The organism is Arthrobacter sp. zg-Y895 (assembly GCF_020731025.1).
Classification (GTDB): Bacteria; Actinomycetota; Actinomycetes; order Actinomycetales; family Micrococcaceae; genus Arthrobacter_B.
The window spans coordinates 327,985-344,384 of the sequence record NZ_JAJFZY010000004.1 but is presented as its reverse complement, the minus strand read 5'-3'; the positions used below and the strand labels follow the sequence as shown (position 1 = coordinate 344,384).

Sequence of the window (16,400 nt, the reverse complement as noted above, 5' to 3'; positions counted from 1 at the left end):
CGGTCCGGATTTCGTTTCGAACATTAGCTGCGCCGGAGCGGGATTCCATTGGAGGTTTTCTACAAATGGGCCAGGGCGGCTAGACTGGAAAGGCTGTTACGGCCAACCAGGCCCCCATGACCGGTCATTGTGACCCTTCCCGCCTCGGTGGAATCCCACCGTTCAAGGCCCGCGCGCCGCGCAGCGTATCTGCAATACCAAAAACCTTCGAAAGGTCCACTGAGTGATTTCCGTATCTGGTCTCGAGCTGCGTGCAGGCGCACGGCTGCTCATGGAAGCGGTTTCATTCCGTGTTGACAAGGGAGACAAAATCGGGCTGGTTGGCCGCAACGGCGCCGGCAAGACCACCCTGACCAAGGTCCTGGCCGGCGAAGCCCTCCCGGCAGCCGGCCACGTCAAGCGCGTGGGCGACATCGGCTACCTGCCCCAGGACCCGCGCACCCCGGACATGGACCAGCTGGGACGGGATCGGATCCTCTCCGCCCGCGGGCTGGACAAGGTTTCGGCGCAGCTGAAGAAGTGCCAGGACGAGATGGCCAGCGATGATCCGAAGATCTCGCAGAAGGCAATGAACCGCTATGACCGGTTGGAGTCCGAGTTCCTCTCCGCCGGCGGGTACGCCGCGGAGTCCGAAGCGGCCACCATCTGCTCCAACCTCGCCCTGCCGGACCGGTTGCTGAACCAGCCCCTGAAGACCCTCTCCGGCGGCCAGCGCCGCCGCGTGGAACTGGCGCGCATCCTGTATTCCGACGCCGAGACGATGCTCCTCGATGAGCCCACCAACCACCTCGACGCCGACTCCATCGCCTGGCTGCGGGAGTTCCTGAAGAACCACACCGGCGGCCTGATCGTGATCAGCCACGATACCGAGCTGCTCGAAGCGACCGTCAACAAGGTCTTCAGCCTGGACGCCAACCGCGCCACCATCGACATCTACAACATGGACTGGAAGCGCTACAAGGTCCAGCGCGAGACCGATGAGCGCGCCCGCAAGCGCGAGCGTGCCAACACCGAAAAGAAGGCCGGAATCCTGCTGGCCCAGGCCAACAAGATGAAGGCCCGCGCGTCCGGCGCCTCCGCGGCCCAGAGCATGCTCAAGCGCGTGGACCGCCTGATGGGCGGCCTGGACGCCGTCCGCGCCAATGACCGCGTGGCAGCCCTCCGCTTCCCGGATCCGGCCCCTTGCGGCAAGACCCCCATGACCGCTGAGGGCCTCAGCAAGAGCTACGGGTCCCTGGAAATCTTCACCGACGTGGACCTCGCCATTGACCGCGGTTCAAAGGTAGTCATCCTGGGCCTCAACGGCGCCGGCAAGACCACCCTGCTGCGGATGCTGGCCGGCGTCGACAAGCCGGACACCGGCAAGGTCATTGCCGGACACGGGCTGAAGGTGGGCTACTACGCCCAGGAGCACGAGACCCTCGATACAGACCGGACCGTTCTGGAAAACATGCGTTCCTCCGCGCCCGATATGGACGACGCCGAGGTCCGCAGCGTGCTGGGTTCCTTCATGTTCAGCGGCGACGACGTCGAGAAGAAGGCCGGAGTCCTTTCCGGCGGCGAGAAAACCCGTCTGGCGCTGGCCACCATCGTGGCCTCCTCCGCCAATGTCCTGCTGCTGGACGAACCCACCAACAACCTGGACCCCGCGTCGCGTGCCGAGATCCTGGGCGCCCTGAGCAACTACACCGGTGCCGTGGTGATGGTCAGCCACGATGAGGGCGCCGTTGCGGCGTTGAACCCGGAACGCGTAGTGCTCCTGCCGGACGGCGACGAGGACCACTGGAACGAGAACTACCTCGACCTGGTGACCCTGGCCTAACCTCCGGCCCATCCCGTACACAAAGGCGGCCCCGCTCCGATCGGAGCGGGGCCGCCTTTGTGTCAGTGGGAGCAGGTGTCTGCGGAAGCGGTGGGTTAGAACCCCTGGGCGTCCAGGATCGCGTCCTCTTCCTCTTCGCCGGTGGGCCCGCGCTTTTTGCGGCGCGGCGGACGACGCCGGGACGGAGTCGGGTGGGCGGCGATTATTTCATCGTCGTCCTCCTCGTCATCGTCGATGCCGTCGTAATACCGGTTGAGGGCTTCCTGGCGGGCGGCGTATCCCAGCCCGATGAACATCATCAGCGCGAACCCGTACCACTGCAGTCCATACGAAAGGTGCAGGCCCTCGTCCACCTCCGGCCGCGGTGCGCTTTCGGGTGCGACGGCGGCACCCGGGTCCTCGCTGGCCATGAGTCCGTAGGAGCCCTGGTGCAGCGGGTAGTCCAGCTGCTCCGCGAAAGCCTCCAGGTCGATGGAGGGGAGCTGGCCTTCAGGGGCGCTGCGGGTCAGGGTGGGTTCGGCGGCCTTGATCCGGGCCACCACGCTCACCCGTCCCTCGGGGGCGGCAGGGATGCTGTCCGGCCGGCCGGCCTCGTCGTCGCCGATCGGCAGCCAGCCGCGGTTGACCGCCACGCTGGTGCCGTCATCAAGCTTCAGCGGCACCAGGACCTCGTAGCCGGGCCGGCCCTTCAGCGGGCGGTTGCGGATGATGCGCTGCTCGGAGGAGTCGTACGTTCCCTCAAGCTTCACGGGCAGCCATTCGGCTGCTTCGTCGTAGGTGTCGAAGTAATCCCTGGCCTCGTCATAGGGGACCGGCGCGGCGTCGTAGTTGGATTCGATCCGGGCGCTGTCGGCGAGGGAGGCTTCACGGCGGTCCATCTGCCACTGGCCCAGCCCTACACAGGCGGCCGCAAGGATGCAGACGAGGACAAACCAGCCCAGCCAGCGGGCCGAAAGGAGGAAACGGTACATTTACGCCGTACCGCCTTCAGTGCTGCCGTCCAGGGGGAGGGTTTCCTTCCAGAGGCCGCGGGTACGCAGGTAATCCTCCAGCCAGTCACGGTGCTCATCGCAGGCAAGCCAGGTCTTGCGGCGTTCCGGGGTGTGGATGCGGGGGTTGTTCCACAACAGCTGCCAGCTTGCGTTGAGCCGGCAGGCCTTCCGGGAGCACACCGGGGTGCCGGCGCCTGCGTCCGGGTTGCCGGAGAGGGAATCGAGGAGGTTCATGCTGGGGGATCAGGCCTTGTCTTCGTTGTCATTGATGTCGTCGTTGTCTACGATTTCGCCCGACAACACAGTGGTTTCGGGACTTTCACCGGGTTCTTCGGCCGCCCGCGGAGCGTCCAGCGCGGTGGCCGGCGGACGCTCTATCATCGCATCCGAGCCGGTCATCAGCCGGGTATCCGAGCCGCCGTTGGCGATGATGACCGCGAAGTAGGGGAGCACCACCGCTCCGGCAATCACCACCCACAGCAACCAGCCGTGCACGAAGAACATCAGGAACAGGCAGACCACACGGATGCCCATGGACACGCTGTACTTGATCATGCGTGCGCGCATTTCGTCCGTGTGCGGGCTGGGTGCGTCGGTGATTCTGGGGACGCTCTCCCCGCGGTTTGTGTCCCTAGCCATCAGTAGTCTTCCTCGCCCTCCAAACAGGTCCGTTCATTCTCTCACTAGCAGCGGCGTTGCAGAAGTTGAATCCGGCGCACGTAGGATCGAGACAACCCCCAATCGCTGGCTGAAAGAAGGAACATCCGTGCAGAACACAACAGAAAACGAGTCCGGCCGCAGCGTCCTGGTGACCGGAGGAAACCGCGGAATCGGGCTGGCTATTGCCAAGGCGTTCCTGGCCGCAGGTGACCGCGTGGCCATCACGTACCGCAGCGGCGAGGTCCCCGACGGGATGCTGGGCGTCAAGGCGGATGTGACGGATATGGCATCGGTCGATGCCGCATTTACCGAGGTGGAGGCCGCGCACGGACCGGTTGAAGTCCTCGTGGCCAATGCCGGGATTACCCGGGACACGCTGCTGCTGCGGATGAGTGAAGACGATTTCGCCGACGTCATCGACACCAACCTCACCGGCGCCTTCCGGGTGGTCAAGCGTGCCTCCAAGGGCATGCTCCGGATGAAGAAGGGCCGGGTAGTGCTGATCTCCTCGGTGGTCGGGCTGTACGGTTCACCCGGGCAGATCAACTACGCCGCCTCCAAGTCCGGGCTGATCGGTATCGCCCGTTCCCTCACCCGCGAACTGGGTTCCCGCAACATCACGGCCAACGTCGTGGCCCCGGGCTTCATCAACACCGACATGACCCGCGCCCTGCCCGAGGACACGCAGAAGAACTACCTGTCCTCCATCCCCGCCGGCCGGTTCGCCGAGCCGGAGGAAGTTGCCAACGTAGTGCGCTGGATTGCGGGTGACGAGGCAGGCTACATTTCCGGTGCAGTCATCCCGGTCGACGGCGGCCTGGGCATGGGGCACTAGCCCGGCCCAACGCGGCGCTCCGGAATCGTTGGAGGTTTCCTCAACTGCCAGCCGGCCCGCCGGCTGGCAGGATGGGTTCAAAGAGCTGAACGCTTAGATACTTTCTACAAAAAGGAGTTCACATGGGTCTGCTGGAGGGCAAAGCCGCGATAGTCACCGGATCATCGCGCGGAATCGGAGCCGAAGTGGCCCGGTTCCTGGCAGCCGAGGGTGCCGGCGTCGTCGTCAACTACCGCCAAAAGGCACCGCGTGCCAACAAGGTGGTCGCTGCCATTGAGGAAGCCGGCGGACGCGCAGTCGCCGTTGGCGCAGACCTCACCGCAGCCGAGGGGACAGCTGCGCTGGTGGCGGCCGCGCAGGAAAGCTTCGGCGGCCTCGACATCCTGGTGCTTAATGCCTCCGGCGGTATGGAAACCGGCGTGGAGGAGAACTACGCGCTGAAGCTGAACCGCGACGCGCAGGTCAACATGCTCACGGCCGCACTCGAAGTGATGCCCGCAGGTTCGCGGGTGGTCTTCGTCACCAGCCACCAGGCGCATTTCATTCGCTCGGTACCGACCATGCCGGAATACGAGGCCGTTGCCCTTAGCAAGCGTGCCGGCGAGGACGCGCTGCGGGCCATGCTGCCGCAGCTGGACGAGAAGGGCATCAGCCTGGTGGTGGTCTCCGGCGACATGATCGAAGGCACCGTGACGGCAACCCTGCTGGACCGGGCCAACCCGGGCGCCATCGAAGCCCGCCGCGAGGAAGCCGGTCGGCTTTACTCCGTGCAGGAGTTCGGCGCCGAAGTAGCCCGCATGGCCACTGCCGATGTTCCGTCCGGACACACCGAATACGTGGGCGGCGCGGATTACCTTTCCGCAGGGGCGGCAGCCGACCGGGCGGGCGATCCCGCCTAAAGCTTCACGAAGTGCTGAACCACGTCCAGTTGGGGCAGGTTCAGCACGGCATCCGCGGCGGCCTGCACTGCCGGTTTGGCGTTAAACGCCACTCCCAGTGCGGCCGCCGCGAGCATGTCCAGGTCATTGGCGCCGTCGCCCACCGCAATGGTGTGCCCGGGTGCCACACCCAGCTCACGAGCCCACTCAGCCAGGGAACGGGCCTTGACCGCACGGTCCACGACTTCCCCCGACACAGCGCCGGTCAGCACCCCGTCCTCGATTTCCAGCAGGTTCGCCCTGCGGAAGCTGAGCCGCAGCCGGTCGGCCAGCGGATCAAGCACCTGGGTGAAACCGCCGGACACCACGGCAACCCCGTGCCCGGCCGCAAGGAACTCCTTCACCAGCAGTTCCGCGCCGTCGGAAAGCTCAATCCGGGCACCCACTTCGTCGATTACGGACGCCGGCAGTCCGGCAAGCGTTTTCACCCGGGCGTGCAGGCTAGCGGCAAAATCCAGTTCCCCGCGCATGGCGGCCTCGGTCACCGCTGCCACCTCCGCTTCCCGCCCTGCGTGCGCCGCCAGCAGTTCAATGACTTCCTGTTTGATCAGGGTCGAGTCCACGTCAAGCACCAGCAGCTTCCGGGCATCCTCGAGGAGCGACGGCGGCACCACGGCGCTGTGCTCACCGCCTGGCTTCGCCGGCACCGCTGCCGCGGCTGCTTCGACGGCGCGCCGCAGCCGGGGGAGGCCGCCGTCGTAGCCCACGTAAAGCTTGGACACGGTGAAACCGTTCCCCGCAGCGTTCTCCAGTTCCAGGATCCGCGCGCCCAAGCCGGAGACGGCAGCCTGGACCGCCGCCAGATAGGCGTCGGACAGGTCCCGCCCGTAGCTGACGACACTGTATTCGGGGGAGTTCGGCATGGTTTCCGTTCTGCTCGGTCCAACGGGTGGGTACGTGTTTGCTACGGGGATCCCCGGCCGCGTCTGCGTGGCCGCCGGGGCGCATCGTTTCGCCAATGCCCCTTTCTTTAGCCTAATGTCTAGTGCTATGAGTGATGTTCTTGAATTTGCCGGCGTAAGCGTTGTCCGCGGCGGCAAAAACCTGTTGGACGGCGTCAACTGGCAGGTCAAGGAGGGGGAGCGTTGGGTCATCATGGGCCCTAACGGTGCCGGAAAGACCACGCTGCTGCAGATTGCCAGCGGCCGGATGCACCCCACCCGCGGCGTAGCGGGAATCCTCGAGGAAGTCCTCGGCGCGGTGGACGTCTTTGAACTCCGCCCGCGTATCGGCCTGGCCTCCGCGGCCTTGGCCGGGCAGATCCCCGAAGATGAAACAGTCCTCAACGTGGTGCTCACGGCGTCCTACGGGATGACCGGGCGCTGGCGTGAAAAGTACGAAAAGCTCGACGAACGGCGCGCCTTCCGCCTCCTGCACGAGTGGGGCATGTCCACCTTCATGAACCGCCGCTTCTCCTCCCTCAGCGAAGGGGAGCGCAAGCGCGTTCAGATCGCCCGCGCCCTGATGACGGATCCGGAACTGCTGCTGCTGGACGAGCCGGCCGCCGGCCTGGACCTGGCCGGCCGTGAGGACCTGCTGTTCCGGCTCGGAGAACTGGCCCGGGACGAGGAAGCACCGGCCATGGTGCTGGTCACCCATCATCTGGAAGAGGTCCCGACCGGTTTCACCCACGCCCTGCTGCTCCGCGAAGGCGGCGTGGTGGCGTCCGGACTCATCGAAGAAGTGTTCACCGAAGAACACCTGAGCACCGCCTTCGACCTGCCGCTGGATCTGCGCCGCGAGGGCGGCCGCTACTCGGCCACTGCCCGGCGCGGCTAGGAGCAGTTTCCGGGTGAACCTCCAGTATTTGTTGTCTGCCGACGATCCCCGCGTCTACGACTACACCTCCCTTACGGACACCTCCCTCCGCAAGCGGCGGGAACCCGAGGAAGGCATGTACATTGCCGAATCCTCCAAGGTCCTCCGCCGCGCGGTCGACGCCGGACACCGCCCGCGGTCCTTCTTCCTGGCCGAGAAATGGCTTCCGGACCTGGCGGACATCCTGGCCCGGTTCCCGGATGTGCCTGCCTACGTAGGTACGCCCGAGGTCCTGGAACAGATCACCGGGTTCCACCTGCACCGCGGCGCCCTGGCAGCGATGGAACGCCCGGCACCCCTGGACCTGCCCGGCCTGCTGGGTACGGCGCGCAGGATTGCGGTGCTGGAGGACATAGTCGACCACACCAACATCGGCGCGATCTTCCGGTCCGCTGCCGCCCTGCAGGTGGACGCCGTGCTGGTGACTCCCCGTTGTGCCGATCCGTTGTACCGCCGGGCCATCCGCGTGAGCATGGGCGCCGTCTTCCAGGTTCCGTGGGTGCGGCTGACGGACTGGCCCGGCCAACTCGGACAGCTCCGCGAAGCCGGCTTTGTGACTGCCGCCCTGGCGCTGCGGGAGGATTCCCTGACCTTGGATGAACTGAGCGCCCGCCGCGACGAGCGCCTGGCCCTGGTCCTCGGCACGGAAGGCGACGGCCTGGCCGAGACGACCCTCGCCGGCGTCGACCTGGCCGTGCGCATCCCGATGAGCGGGGGCGTCGATTCGTTGAATGTGGCCGCCGCCAGCGCCGTCGCATTCTGGGAGTGCCGGCCCTAAGGCCGCCGGGCAGCCCGCTGCCCTTACCCTGCAGCCCCTCAGGTGCCAGACTGTGCGCAGTCACCCACCCTTCGAGGACACCAGCGGAGCTGCCATGGAATCCCGTGCAAGCACCCGGCCAGGCAAGGTCCTGGCGCTGTGCGCTGGATTGCTGCTGACCGTTTCAGCCTGCGGCCCCACAGCCGGGCAACTGCAGGAACGGGACGCCTCGGCTTCGGCGTCGCCGTCGGGCACCGGACGTGTTGCTGCCGAGCCGTCCCGCACCGCCTATCCCGCCCGGCCGCCGGCACCCGTCCCGGCAACCACCGCTCCGCCGACGCGGGTGGGTGTCACCGGCAGCCAGGCAGGCATGCCGCAGCCGGTCCAGGATGCCTGCCAGTGGCTCCTTCGCCGGGATCCGGAGCCGGCGTCCGGCGCCGAAGCCGGGACCTGCGTCTCCGCCGCCATGGCCGCGGGCGGAGGCGGCGTCCAGACCCTTCGGACGGACACCAGCTGGCTCCCGGCCGGCACGTACAGCGTCCGGTTCGCCACCGGGCCTGACTTTGCCATGACCCTGCAGGACACGGATGCGGACCTCTCCATCACCATCCGCGAGGGGCAGCGGGTGCTGCACAAGGAGAACCAGGACATCTCCGCGGACCGGGACGGCACGGCTGAAGAGGCCTCTGCGGCGATCCTTGCCGACGCCGCCGAGTTGACCGTTCGGCCGGAGAAAGTGGCCGCACTGCTCGCACCGGCGGAAGAGGTCGCCGTCCGGTACGGGGTAGTGCTCGACGGGGAGCCCTGCACGCAGATCAGCGGGAGCTTCGACACTGGGGATTCCGACACCGGGGATTCCGACACTGGGGATGCGCAGCAGCGAGGAAACGAAACCGGACCTCCGGCCAGCTCATCCGCGGTGCTTCCGGCCGGGTCCTTTTCACTCTGCCTTGATGATTTTTACCGGCCCGTAAAGATTGAAATCACCGGCCTGAACCAGGGCATCACCTCGCAGATCACCGCTGTCAACGCCCAGTGGGGCACCCGCCCGCTCTCCTGAACCGAGGGTCGAAGGGTTTCCTGCCGGTCCCCGAAATGCGCTAGTATGGGTTGCTGGCCGAATGTACGGCCGATAAAGCTTTCAACCACACTGTGCCTGGCAAAATCCAGGCACCAAAAGAAGGTAAAACTGTGAAGTCTGATATCCACCCCAAGTATGCTCCGGTTGTCTTCCGTGACCTCGCGTCCGACACCGCTTTCCTGACGGCCTCCACCGCCACCTCCTCCAAGACGATCGAGTGGGAAGACGGAAACACCTACCCGCTCATCGAGGTGGAAATCTCCTCTGCATCGCACCCGTTCTACACGGGCAAGCAGCGCATCATGGACTCCGCCGGCCGCGTGGAGCGCTTCAACGCCCGCTTCAAGGGCTTCGGCGCGAAGAAGTAGCCAGTAACGGAAATACAGCAGTACTTAGAGAAAGGTCCGCCGGCATCAGCCCGGCGGGCCTTTCCCTGTAACAGGGGGCCGTGCGGTCCCGGCAGAGCGGTTCGGAGCTAAGGAGTCTTGATGGCAAGCACGGATAACAACGGACGCCGGCACGGGGAATACAAAGTTCCCGGCGGCAAACTTGTTGTAGTGGACCTGGAAGTCCGTGACGGCAGGCTGGCCGACGTCTCCCTTGGCGGCGACTTCTTCCTGGAACCTGATGAAGCACTCGGGGATATCAATGCCGCCCTCGAGGGGCTGCCTGCCGAGACGACGTTCGGTGATATTGCCGCGGCCGTCCGCTCCCGCTTGTCCCCGGATGCGGTTCTCTTCGGCTTCTCGCCCGAAGCCGTGGCCACCACCGTGCGCCGCGCCCTGGGCAAGGCCACCGGCTGGGGCGACCACCAGTGGGAGATCATCCCGCCCACCCCGCTGTCCACACACATGCATGTAGCCATGGACGAGGTCCTGGCGGAGGAAGTGGGCGCCGGCAAGCGCAACCCCACGCTCCGGTTCTGGGAATGGGAGTCGCCTTCGGTGGTGATCGGCAGCTTCCAGTCCCTGAAGAACGAGGTGGACCCGGAGGGAGCGGAACGGCACGGCGTCACCGTAGTCCGGCGCATCACCGGCGGCGGTGCCATGTTCATGGAGCACGGCAACGCCATCACCTACTCCCTCTACGTTCCCCAGTCCCTGGTGGACGGACTGAGCTTCGCGGATTCCTACCCCTTCCTGGACGGCTGGGTGATGGAATCCCTGAAGAAGCTCGGCATCTCCGCCTGGTACGTTCCGCTGAACGACATTGCCACGGACCAGGGCAAGATCGGCGGTGCCGCGCAGAAGCGCTTCAGCAGCGGCGGCATGCTGCACCACGTCACCATGTCCTACAACATCGACGCGGACAAGATGGTGGAGGTGCTGCGCATCGGCAAGGAAAAGCTCTCCGACAAGGGCACTACGAGCGCCAAGAAGCGGGTGGACCCGCTGAAGCGGCAGACCGGGCTTTCCCGTGAAGACATCATTGCCACCATGATGGACACCTTCGCCACGCGTTACGGCGCCGTGGAGGCGTCGATCTCCGACGAGGAGCTTGCCCTCGCGGAGCAGAAGGTCGCCGAAAAGTTCGACACCCCGGAGTGGCTGAGCCGCGTTCCCTAACCCGCGGGCCTGCGGACCGTCGAACTACCCCGGCGGCGGTCCGTAGGCCTAGACTGCGGACATGGAGAAAAAGTCGCTGACCGCCCTCGCCCGCCAACACATGGAATCCTCACGGCAGGCGGCCAGCGGACGCAGCGCCTCCACCGTCTACGGCGGGCACGAGCACGTGCTGCGGCAAACCGTGATCGCCCTCCGGGCCGGGTTTGTTATGGACGAGCATGAGAATCCGGGCGAGGCTACGGTCTATGTCCTCAAGGGCCGGGTTGCCCTGGCTTCGGAGGGAAACACCTGGGACGGCTCCGCGGGAGACCTGCTGATTGTTCCGCAGGCACGGCACTCCGTCGAGGCTCTGGAAGACTCGGCCATCCTCCTCACCGTCGCCAAGCCGCAGCTGGCCTGACCCCGGGCCTGCTGCGGCGGCACCTGCCTCCCCGGACCTACAGTCCGGCCGCCTGGACGCGCAGGGACCGAAGCAGCTGGTCCTGCTGCTCGATGATGATCCGCCGCAGCGCACCCGGCGCGTCGGGATGGAGCTCCAGCCATTCGACCGATTTCTGCACTACCGGATGGTCCGCCGGCGCCATGCCGGCTGCTGCGTCCTGGTGCCCCGGGTAGAGCCCGCCGACCACGCGTGAGGCCAGCTCGATGCTGCGCGCGGACCAGACCCCGGTAAGTGAGGCGAAATAGTCCTCTACGTATCCGTCCAGCAGCTCGTGGCTGCCCAGACCGAACCCGGTGATCGTGGCGGACAGCAGTTCGTTGGAGAGGCTGTCGGACTTCACTGCTGCCTGCCATGCCGCTGCCTTTACCTCCGGATCCGGGAAGGCAGCCGCAGCGGTGGTGTGGCCCACCCGGCCCGACGCCGTGGTGTCCCGTTCCAGTTCCGCGTCCAGTTCCGCGCGGGTCGCGGAATCAGTGGCCGCAAGGGCCACCCACAGGCGCCAGCGAAGATCGGAATCCACTGCCAGGCCTTCGATGCCGGCGCTGCCGTCCAGCAGTCCGCGCAGCAGCTGGTTGTAGGTGCTGCTGCGCCGCCCGGCACCGGCGGCGGCCCGGGCCCAGATGATCTGCCGGTCGCTGCCAGGTGCGGCCGTCTTCAACTGCTCGGCAATATGCGCGTAGAACTCCTCGCGCAATCCGTCCCGGCGCGACGTCGGTGCGTAGTACTCGATGGCGCTGAGGGCGTTGTCCAGCAGTACCTGCAGGACGCCTGCACCGCTTTCCTGCGGCGCCACCCGTTGGACCAGCCGGACGTAGTCCTTGGCACTGAGGACACCGTCACGGACGCTGTTCCACAGAGCTGACAGGGTGATGGCCCGGGCCAGGGGATCGCTGAGCCGGTGCAGGGACTCCAGCAGGGTGCCCAGCGACGCGTCGTCGAAGCGGATCTTTGCGTAGGTAAGGTCCTCGTCGTTGAGCAGCAGGAGGGCCGGACGCTGCCTGCCGAGCAGTTCAGGTACCTCCGTCCGTGCACCGGCGACGTCCAGTTCCACGCTGTCGATGCGGACCAGGGCGCCGGCGTCGTCGAAATCGTACAGGCCGACGCGGAGCCGGTGCGGCCGGGGGACCTGTTCTCCGCTGACCGGATCCGGAGCATTCTGCCGGATGACCACGGAAGTGTAGGCACCGGCGTCGTCGGTTTCGGTCTCCGGAACCAGGACCGGAACGCCAGCGGTCTGGAGCCACCGGCTGGACCACAGCGCCATGTCCCTGCCGGACGCCGCTTCCAGTGCGCCGAGGAGATCCGCGAGCGTGGTGTTGCCGAAGGCATGGGCCCGGAAGTATCCCCGGGCGGCTTCGATAAAGGTATCGAACCCGACGTAGGCCACCAGCTGCTTGAGCACCGAGGCACCCTTGGCATACGTGATGCCGTCGAAGTTCTGCTTCGCCGCCTCCAGGTCGGGAATGTCCGCCACGATGGGGTGCGTGGTGGGCAGCTGGTCCTGGACGTAGGCCCAGGCCTTGCGCCGGTTCGCGAAGCTGACCCACGAGTTGGTGAAGTCGGTGGCACGGTCCACGGCCAGGGCGCCCATGTAGTCCGCGAAGGACTCCTTGAGCCACAGGTCGTCCCACCATTTCATGGTCACCAGATCACCGAACCACATGTGCGCCATCTCGTGCAGGATGGTGTTCGCCCGTGCCTCGTACTGCGCCTCCGTGGCCCGGGACCGGAACACGTATGCCTCCGTGAAGGTCACCAGGCCGGGATTCTCCATGGCGCCGAGGTTGTACTCGGGGACGAAGGCCGAATCGTACTTCCCGAAGGGATACGGGAAGGCAAAGAGGTGGTGGAAGTAGTCCAGTCCCCGCTTAGTGACGGCGAAGATGTTTTCCGCGTCAAAATACCCGGCCAGGGAGGAACGGCAGTACGCAGCCAGCGGAACGTGCAGGTCGGTGCCGTCGTCGAGCCGGATGGACCACTCGTCCTGGGCTCGGTGGTACGGCCCGGCGAGGACCGTGGTGATGTAGGTGGAGATGCGCTGGGTGGGGGCGAACTTCCACCGGCTCAAGCTGCCGTCACCCAGCGGCGTCCGCTGCGTTTCGACGCCGTTGGAGGCCACTTCCCAGCCGGTCGGCGCCGTTACGGTGAAACTGAAGGATGCCTTCAGGTCCGGCTGCTCAAAGTCGGCAAACACGCGCCGCGCGTCGGCGGGCTCGTACTGCGTGTAGAGGTAGGTCTGCCCGTCCGCCGGGTCGCGGAAGCGGTGCAGGCCCTCGCCGCTGCGGCTGTAGAGGGCCGTGCCGTCCACGGTGACGGTGTTTTGCTCCTGCAGGCCGGGCAGGTGGATCCGGGAATCCTCCACAACATCCGCGAGGTCCAGCTCGACGCCGTTCAGGACCACCGAGGACACCCCGCCGTGGATGAAGTCCAGGAACGTCCCGGCACCGGGCTCTGAACAGTCGAAGGTTATGGTGCTTCGCGACCGGAAGCCTGCGGCATCCTGGTCCAGGGCATTGCCCAGGTCCAGATGGACGTCGTAGGAGGTCACGGACAGCAGGCGGGACCGCAGAGCGGCTTCGTCACGGCTCAGGTTCTGGTTAGGCACCTGTTCATTCAATCACTTCTGCCGGCCCCGGCGGTGCCGCATGACGTGGCCGGCTCCGCAGGCGGCTCCCAACCGCTGCTGCCTGCAATCGTTCCATCACTGCCGTGAAGGACAACGAGGCCAGCACTATGAAATACGGCGCGTAGAGATAGAGGAACCGTGCGCGGGCCTCGAAGAGCAAAAGGAACAGGAGCAATCCGAGCAGTGCAATCCGCATTGCCGAAAGCTCCGGGCGCAGGAGGCGGGGCGTCCGCAGGAACAACGGCACGGCCACGAGGGCAAGGACCGCGAACCAGGTTCCCTGCCAGAGGGAGAGCATCCATTGAAAGTTCGGACGGGTATTGCCGAACAGGTCCTGGATGCTTTGGTCTGCGGGGCGGGACGAAAGGAAATCCTCCCCGGTCAGCACTCCTTCGCCCCAGGAGAAGAAGGACCCGTCACCGGTGATCCACGCCAGCTTGTGGTGAAGGAAGACCACGTAGCCGTCCGGTCCCATGGTGGACACCCGGTTCTGGTAGGCCTGCAGGCCGTGCCGGAATTTTTCCTTTTCGCCGGTGATGGAAACCGTGCTCTGGTAATCACCCTCGTTGTACGTGCCGTAGTAGGGACCGTGGGGTCCGTGCGTGGTGCCTGCACCGACCTTCAGGAAATGGCCCGGGTTCATCGTGTGGGGATTGTCTTTGATATCGAATGCAATGACCGGGGTCTGTTGTTCAAACGCCGCAATCAGCCGGTTGCCGGCGAAGAAGCTCCCGCCAACAACCACAATTGCCAGAATCAGGACTGCGGAGTTCCTTCGGGAAGCGAGCAGGCATACCGCCGTGACGCCGGCAGCCACGAGGCAGATCAGCACGGTGGGTTTGATTCCGTAGCCCACTGCGGCCACCGCGCCCGCAAGGATCCACAGCGGCACGCGGACGGTAAGCCGGGCCCAACGGCGGGACGCAAGCAGCAGGCAGAGGATCAGGACGGTGAACAGCACGCCCGCGGTGTCCGAATAAAGCACTCCCGCCCACGGGGAGAGAACCAGGAAGACAGTTGCCGGCAGCAGCGAAACGGCGGCGGCTGTCCGGCCGCCCAGCATGCGTACCGCGCAATAGGTCAGCACCGTCCCGGCGAAGAGCACCAACCCGTTGAGGAACGCCGTGATCATTCCCAGGTCCTGATAGCCGAGCGAGAGCGCGAGCTCGTAGTACGCCGCTACCAGCAGCACCAAAATCAGGTTGTTCGGGTTGGTCTCGAAATAGGGAGTTACGGAGTCAGCCGTTTTGCCTGCCAGTCCGGCGGCCGCATCGGCGATCGCATGCACATCCCAGTCCGGGGGAAGCCGGACGGCGTAGGCCACCCGCATCTGCAGGGCCAGCAGCAGGGCCCAGACCGCTGCCCACGTCAGGTACGCCCAGACGCGGTGCCGCACAGCCAGCGGCGCCGCTTTCTTCAGCAGCCAATACAGGCCGGCCATCAGCACGGGCACGGACGCCGCGGCGAGAAGGGCCCACCCGGTGCGGTACCGCGAAATGCCGTAATGCGGGTCGACCACGTTGGTCAGCAGGGCCCACAGGATCAACGCACAGAGAACCAGGCCGGCGGCAGCCGGCAAGTTCGCAAGCCGCGAGCGGGTTCGCAAAGACGCGGCATGACGCCGTTGGACGCTGTCGACGGTGTGTTGTGCAACGCCTTCTCCGGACATGGCTCACGGGTCCTAGTTGGGTCGGCGGGGGAGTTGGGCCCGGTCCCACTATCCGGCCAGCAGCACCGCCGCGGCTAGGCCCAGCCCGGATATCAGGGCCCACGAGGTCAACGCCGCTGCCGCCGCACGGAAACCGGAGGCGAAGAGCGTCCTCACCCGGATACCGGCCCCCAGCGCAAACAATGCCGCGGCAAACAGCAGTTCCTGCAGGACGGCGGCGGTTTCCAGCGCCGCCTCAGGCAGCACTCCCCAGGTGCGGACCAGGATCAGCGCGAGGAACCCGAGGACAAACAAGGGGACCAGCGGAGGGCGCTTGCCCTGCACCGGAAACTGCGCCTCTGCACGCCGGGCCAGCAGTCCGGCGGCTGCGGTCATCGGTGCCAGCAGCACTACCCGCGCCAGTTTCACGACGACGGCCACCGCCAGGGCCGCGGTTCCTGCGGTCTGCGCCGTGGCGACTACCTGTCCGACGTCGTGCACGGACGCCCCGGCCCAGGCGCCGAAAACTTCCGCCGGCAGGTCCAGCACCCTGCCGGCCAACGGCAGCGCCGCAATGGCGAGCGTGCCGCAGAGGGTGACCAGCGCGACCGGTACCACCGTTTCTTCGGTGCGGGTCCTGCGGACTGCGGCCATTGCCCCGATGGCGGAAACGCCGCAGATGGAGAACCCGGCTGCGATGAGCACCGGTTCATCACCCGGAAGGCGGAACAACCGGCAGATGATGTACGTCCCCGCGAACGCCGCCAGCACAAGCGCCACGATCAGCAGCAGTGCTGTCCAGCCCAGTCCGGCGATATCGACCAGCGAGACCTTCAGCCCCAGCAGCACGATTCCGAGGCGGAGGAATTTCCGCGCGGCCAGGGCCAGTCCGGGTTTCCAGGAACCGACGGCTTGGGCCGCGGTACCGGGTAGGTTCGCCGTCAGCAAGCCCAGCACAACTGCGGCTGTCAGGACAGGTACCGCGGGCAGGAGCTGATGCACCAGGAAGGACGCGGCGACGGCGGCCGCAGCGGTCAGCAGCCCGGGGACAGTGCGTTGCAGGCGGGCAAGCCGGGAGGACGGCACGGGGGAGGAGGCAGCGCGGGAATCTGGCACGTTTACACCCTGCCGCAGTCACGGCAGTTATCCAAAGCGCTCAGGCTTTCGGCCTTCCCGAGCCAGGCCTGCCCGCGGTTGGCATACTGCTCCCACGGCC

The 16,400-nt window shown here is 66.2% G+C and carries 16 protein-coding genes; 9 read left to right on the top strand and 7 right to left on the bottom strand.

Features of this window, described 5'->3' with window-relative positions; translation table 11 throughout:
- The first annotated feature begins 223 nt into the window (after positions 1–223).
- The gene (locus tag LJ760_RS08345) at positions 224–1,822 is read left to right on the top strand and encodes an ABC-F family ATP-binding cassette domain-containing protein (RefSeq protein ID WP_227921679.1); all 1,599 of its coding nucleotides are present in this window, start codon (positions 224–226) and stop codon (positions 1,820–1,822) included.
- Positions 1,823–1,917: 95 nt separating this feature from the next.
- On the opposite strand, the gene LJ760_RS08340 is transcribed toward LJ760_RS08345, so the two are convergent.
- Genes LJ760_RS08340 through LJ760_RS08330 form a run of 3 tightly spaced genes read right to left on the bottom strand, consistent with a single transcriptional unit; the run spans position 1,918 to position 3,453 of the window.
- Positions 1,918–2,793 (bottom strand): SURF1 family cytochrome oxidase biogenesis protein, encoded by an 876-nt coding sequence (locus tag LJ760_RS08340; protein WP_227921678.1) that lies wholly within the window; start codon positions 2,791–2,793, stop codon positions 1,918–1,920.
- On the bottom strand, positions 2,794–3,048 hold the full coding sequence (locus LJ760_RS08335; protein ID WP_227921675.1) for a hypothetical protein: 255 nt from the start codon (positions 3,046–3,048) through the stop codon (positions 2,794–2,796).
- A 9-nt stretch (positions 3,049–3,057) separates the two neighbouring features.
- Positions 3,058–3,453, bottom strand: a complete 396-nt coding sequence (locus tag LJ760_RS08330; protein WP_227921672.1) for a DUF3099 domain-containing protein — start codon at positions 3,451–3,453, stop codon at positions 3,058–3,060.
- 127 nt (positions 3,454–3,580) lie between these two features.
- On the opposite strand from LJ760_RS08330, the gene LJ760_RS08325 reads away from it, so the two are divergent.
- Both LJ760_RS08325 and LJ760_RS08320 read left to right on the top strand, forming a co-directional pair.
- Entirely contained in the window at positions 3,581–4,309 is a 729-nt protein-coding gene (locus LJ760_RS08325; protein ID WP_227921670.1) for a beta-ketoacyl-ACP reductase, read from the top strand.
- Between the two features lie 122 nt (positions 4,310–4,431).
- The gene (locus tag LJ760_RS08320) at positions 4,432–5,208 is read left to right on the top strand and encodes an SDR family oxidoreductase (RefSeq protein ID WP_227921668.1); all 777 of its coding nucleotides are present in this window, start codon (positions 4,432–4,434) and stop codon (positions 5,206–5,208) included.
- On the opposite strand, the gene serB is transcribed toward LJ760_RS08320, so the two are convergent.
- On the bottom strand, positions 5,205–6,110 hold the full coding sequence (gene serB / locus LJ760_RS08315; protein ID WP_227921666.1) for a phosphoserine phosphatase SerB: 906 nt from the start codon (positions 6,108–6,110) through the stop codon (positions 5,205–5,207). The genes LJ760_RS08320 and serB overlap by 4 nt on opposite strands.
- Before the next feature lie 127 nt (positions 6,111–6,237).
- On the opposite strand from serB, the gene LJ760_RS08310 reads away from it, so the two are divergent.
- From LJ760_RS08310 to LJ760_RS08285, 6 genes are all read left to right on the top strand, one after another.
- Positions 6,238–7,026, top strand: coding sequence for an ABC transporter ATP-binding protein (locus tag LJ760_RS08310; protein WP_227921662.1), 789 nt, complete (start codon positions 6,238–6,240; stop codon positions 7,024–7,026).
- 13 nt (positions 7,027–7,039) lie between these two features.
- The gene (locus LJ760_RS08305; protein WP_227921660.1) at positions 7,040–7,843 is read left to right on the top strand and encodes a TrmH family RNA methyltransferase; all 804 of its coding nucleotides are present in this window, start codon (positions 7,040–7,042) and stop codon (positions 7,841–7,843) included.
- A 52-nt stretch (positions 7,844–7,895) separates the two neighbouring features.
- Positions 7,896–8,882: a hypothetical protein gene (locus LJ760_RS08300; RefSeq protein WP_227921657.1), complete on the top strand. Its 987-nt coding sequence runs from the start codon at positions 7,896–7,898 to the stop codon at positions 8,880–8,882.
- A gap of 131 nt (positions 8,883–9,013) precedes the next feature.
- The gene (locus LJ760_RS08295; protein WP_146361982.1) at positions 9,014–9,271 is read left to right on the top strand and encodes a type B 50S ribosomal protein L31; all 258 of its coding nucleotides are present in this window, start codon (positions 9,014–9,016) and stop codon (positions 9,269–9,271) included.
- 120 nt (positions 9,272–9,391) lie between these two features.
- Positions 9,392–10,468: a lipoate--protein ligase family protein gene (locus tag LJ760_RS08290; protein ID WP_227921656.1), complete on the top strand. Its 1,077-nt coding sequence runs from the start codon at positions 9,392–9,394 to the stop codon at positions 10,466–10,468.
- Between the two features lie 61 nt (positions 10,469–10,529).
- Complete coding sequence (locus tag LJ760_RS08285; RefSeq protein ID WP_227921647.1) at positions 10,530–10,868, top strand: cupin domain-containing protein; 339 nt, start codon at positions 10,530–10,532, stop codon at positions 10,866–10,868.
- A 37-nt stretch (positions 10,869–10,905) separates the two neighbouring features.
- On the opposite strand, the gene pepN is transcribed toward LJ760_RS08285, so the two are convergent.
- From pepN to LJ760_RS08270, 3 genes are all read right to left on the bottom strand, one after another.
- A complete protein-coding gene (gene pepN, locus LJ760_RS08280) occupies positions 10,906–13,515 on the bottom strand; it encodes an aminopeptidase N (protein WP_227921645.1) in 2,610 nt (869 codons plus the stop codon).
- A 4-nt stretch (positions 13,516–13,519) separates the two neighbouring features.
- The gene (locus tag LJ760_RS08275; RefSeq protein ID WP_227921643.1) at positions 13,520–15,115 is read right to left on the bottom strand and encodes a hypothetical protein; all 1,596 of its coding nucleotides are present in this window, start codon (positions 15,113–15,115) and stop codon (positions 13,520–13,522) included.
- Between the two features lie 138 nt (positions 15,116–15,253).
- Positions 15,254–16,300 (bottom strand): YeiH family protein, encoded by a 1,047-nt coding sequence (locus LJ760_RS08270; RefSeq protein WP_442860647.1) that lies wholly within the window; start codon positions 16,298–16,300, stop codon positions 15,254–15,256.
- Positions 16,301–16,400: the final 100 nt, after the last annotated feature.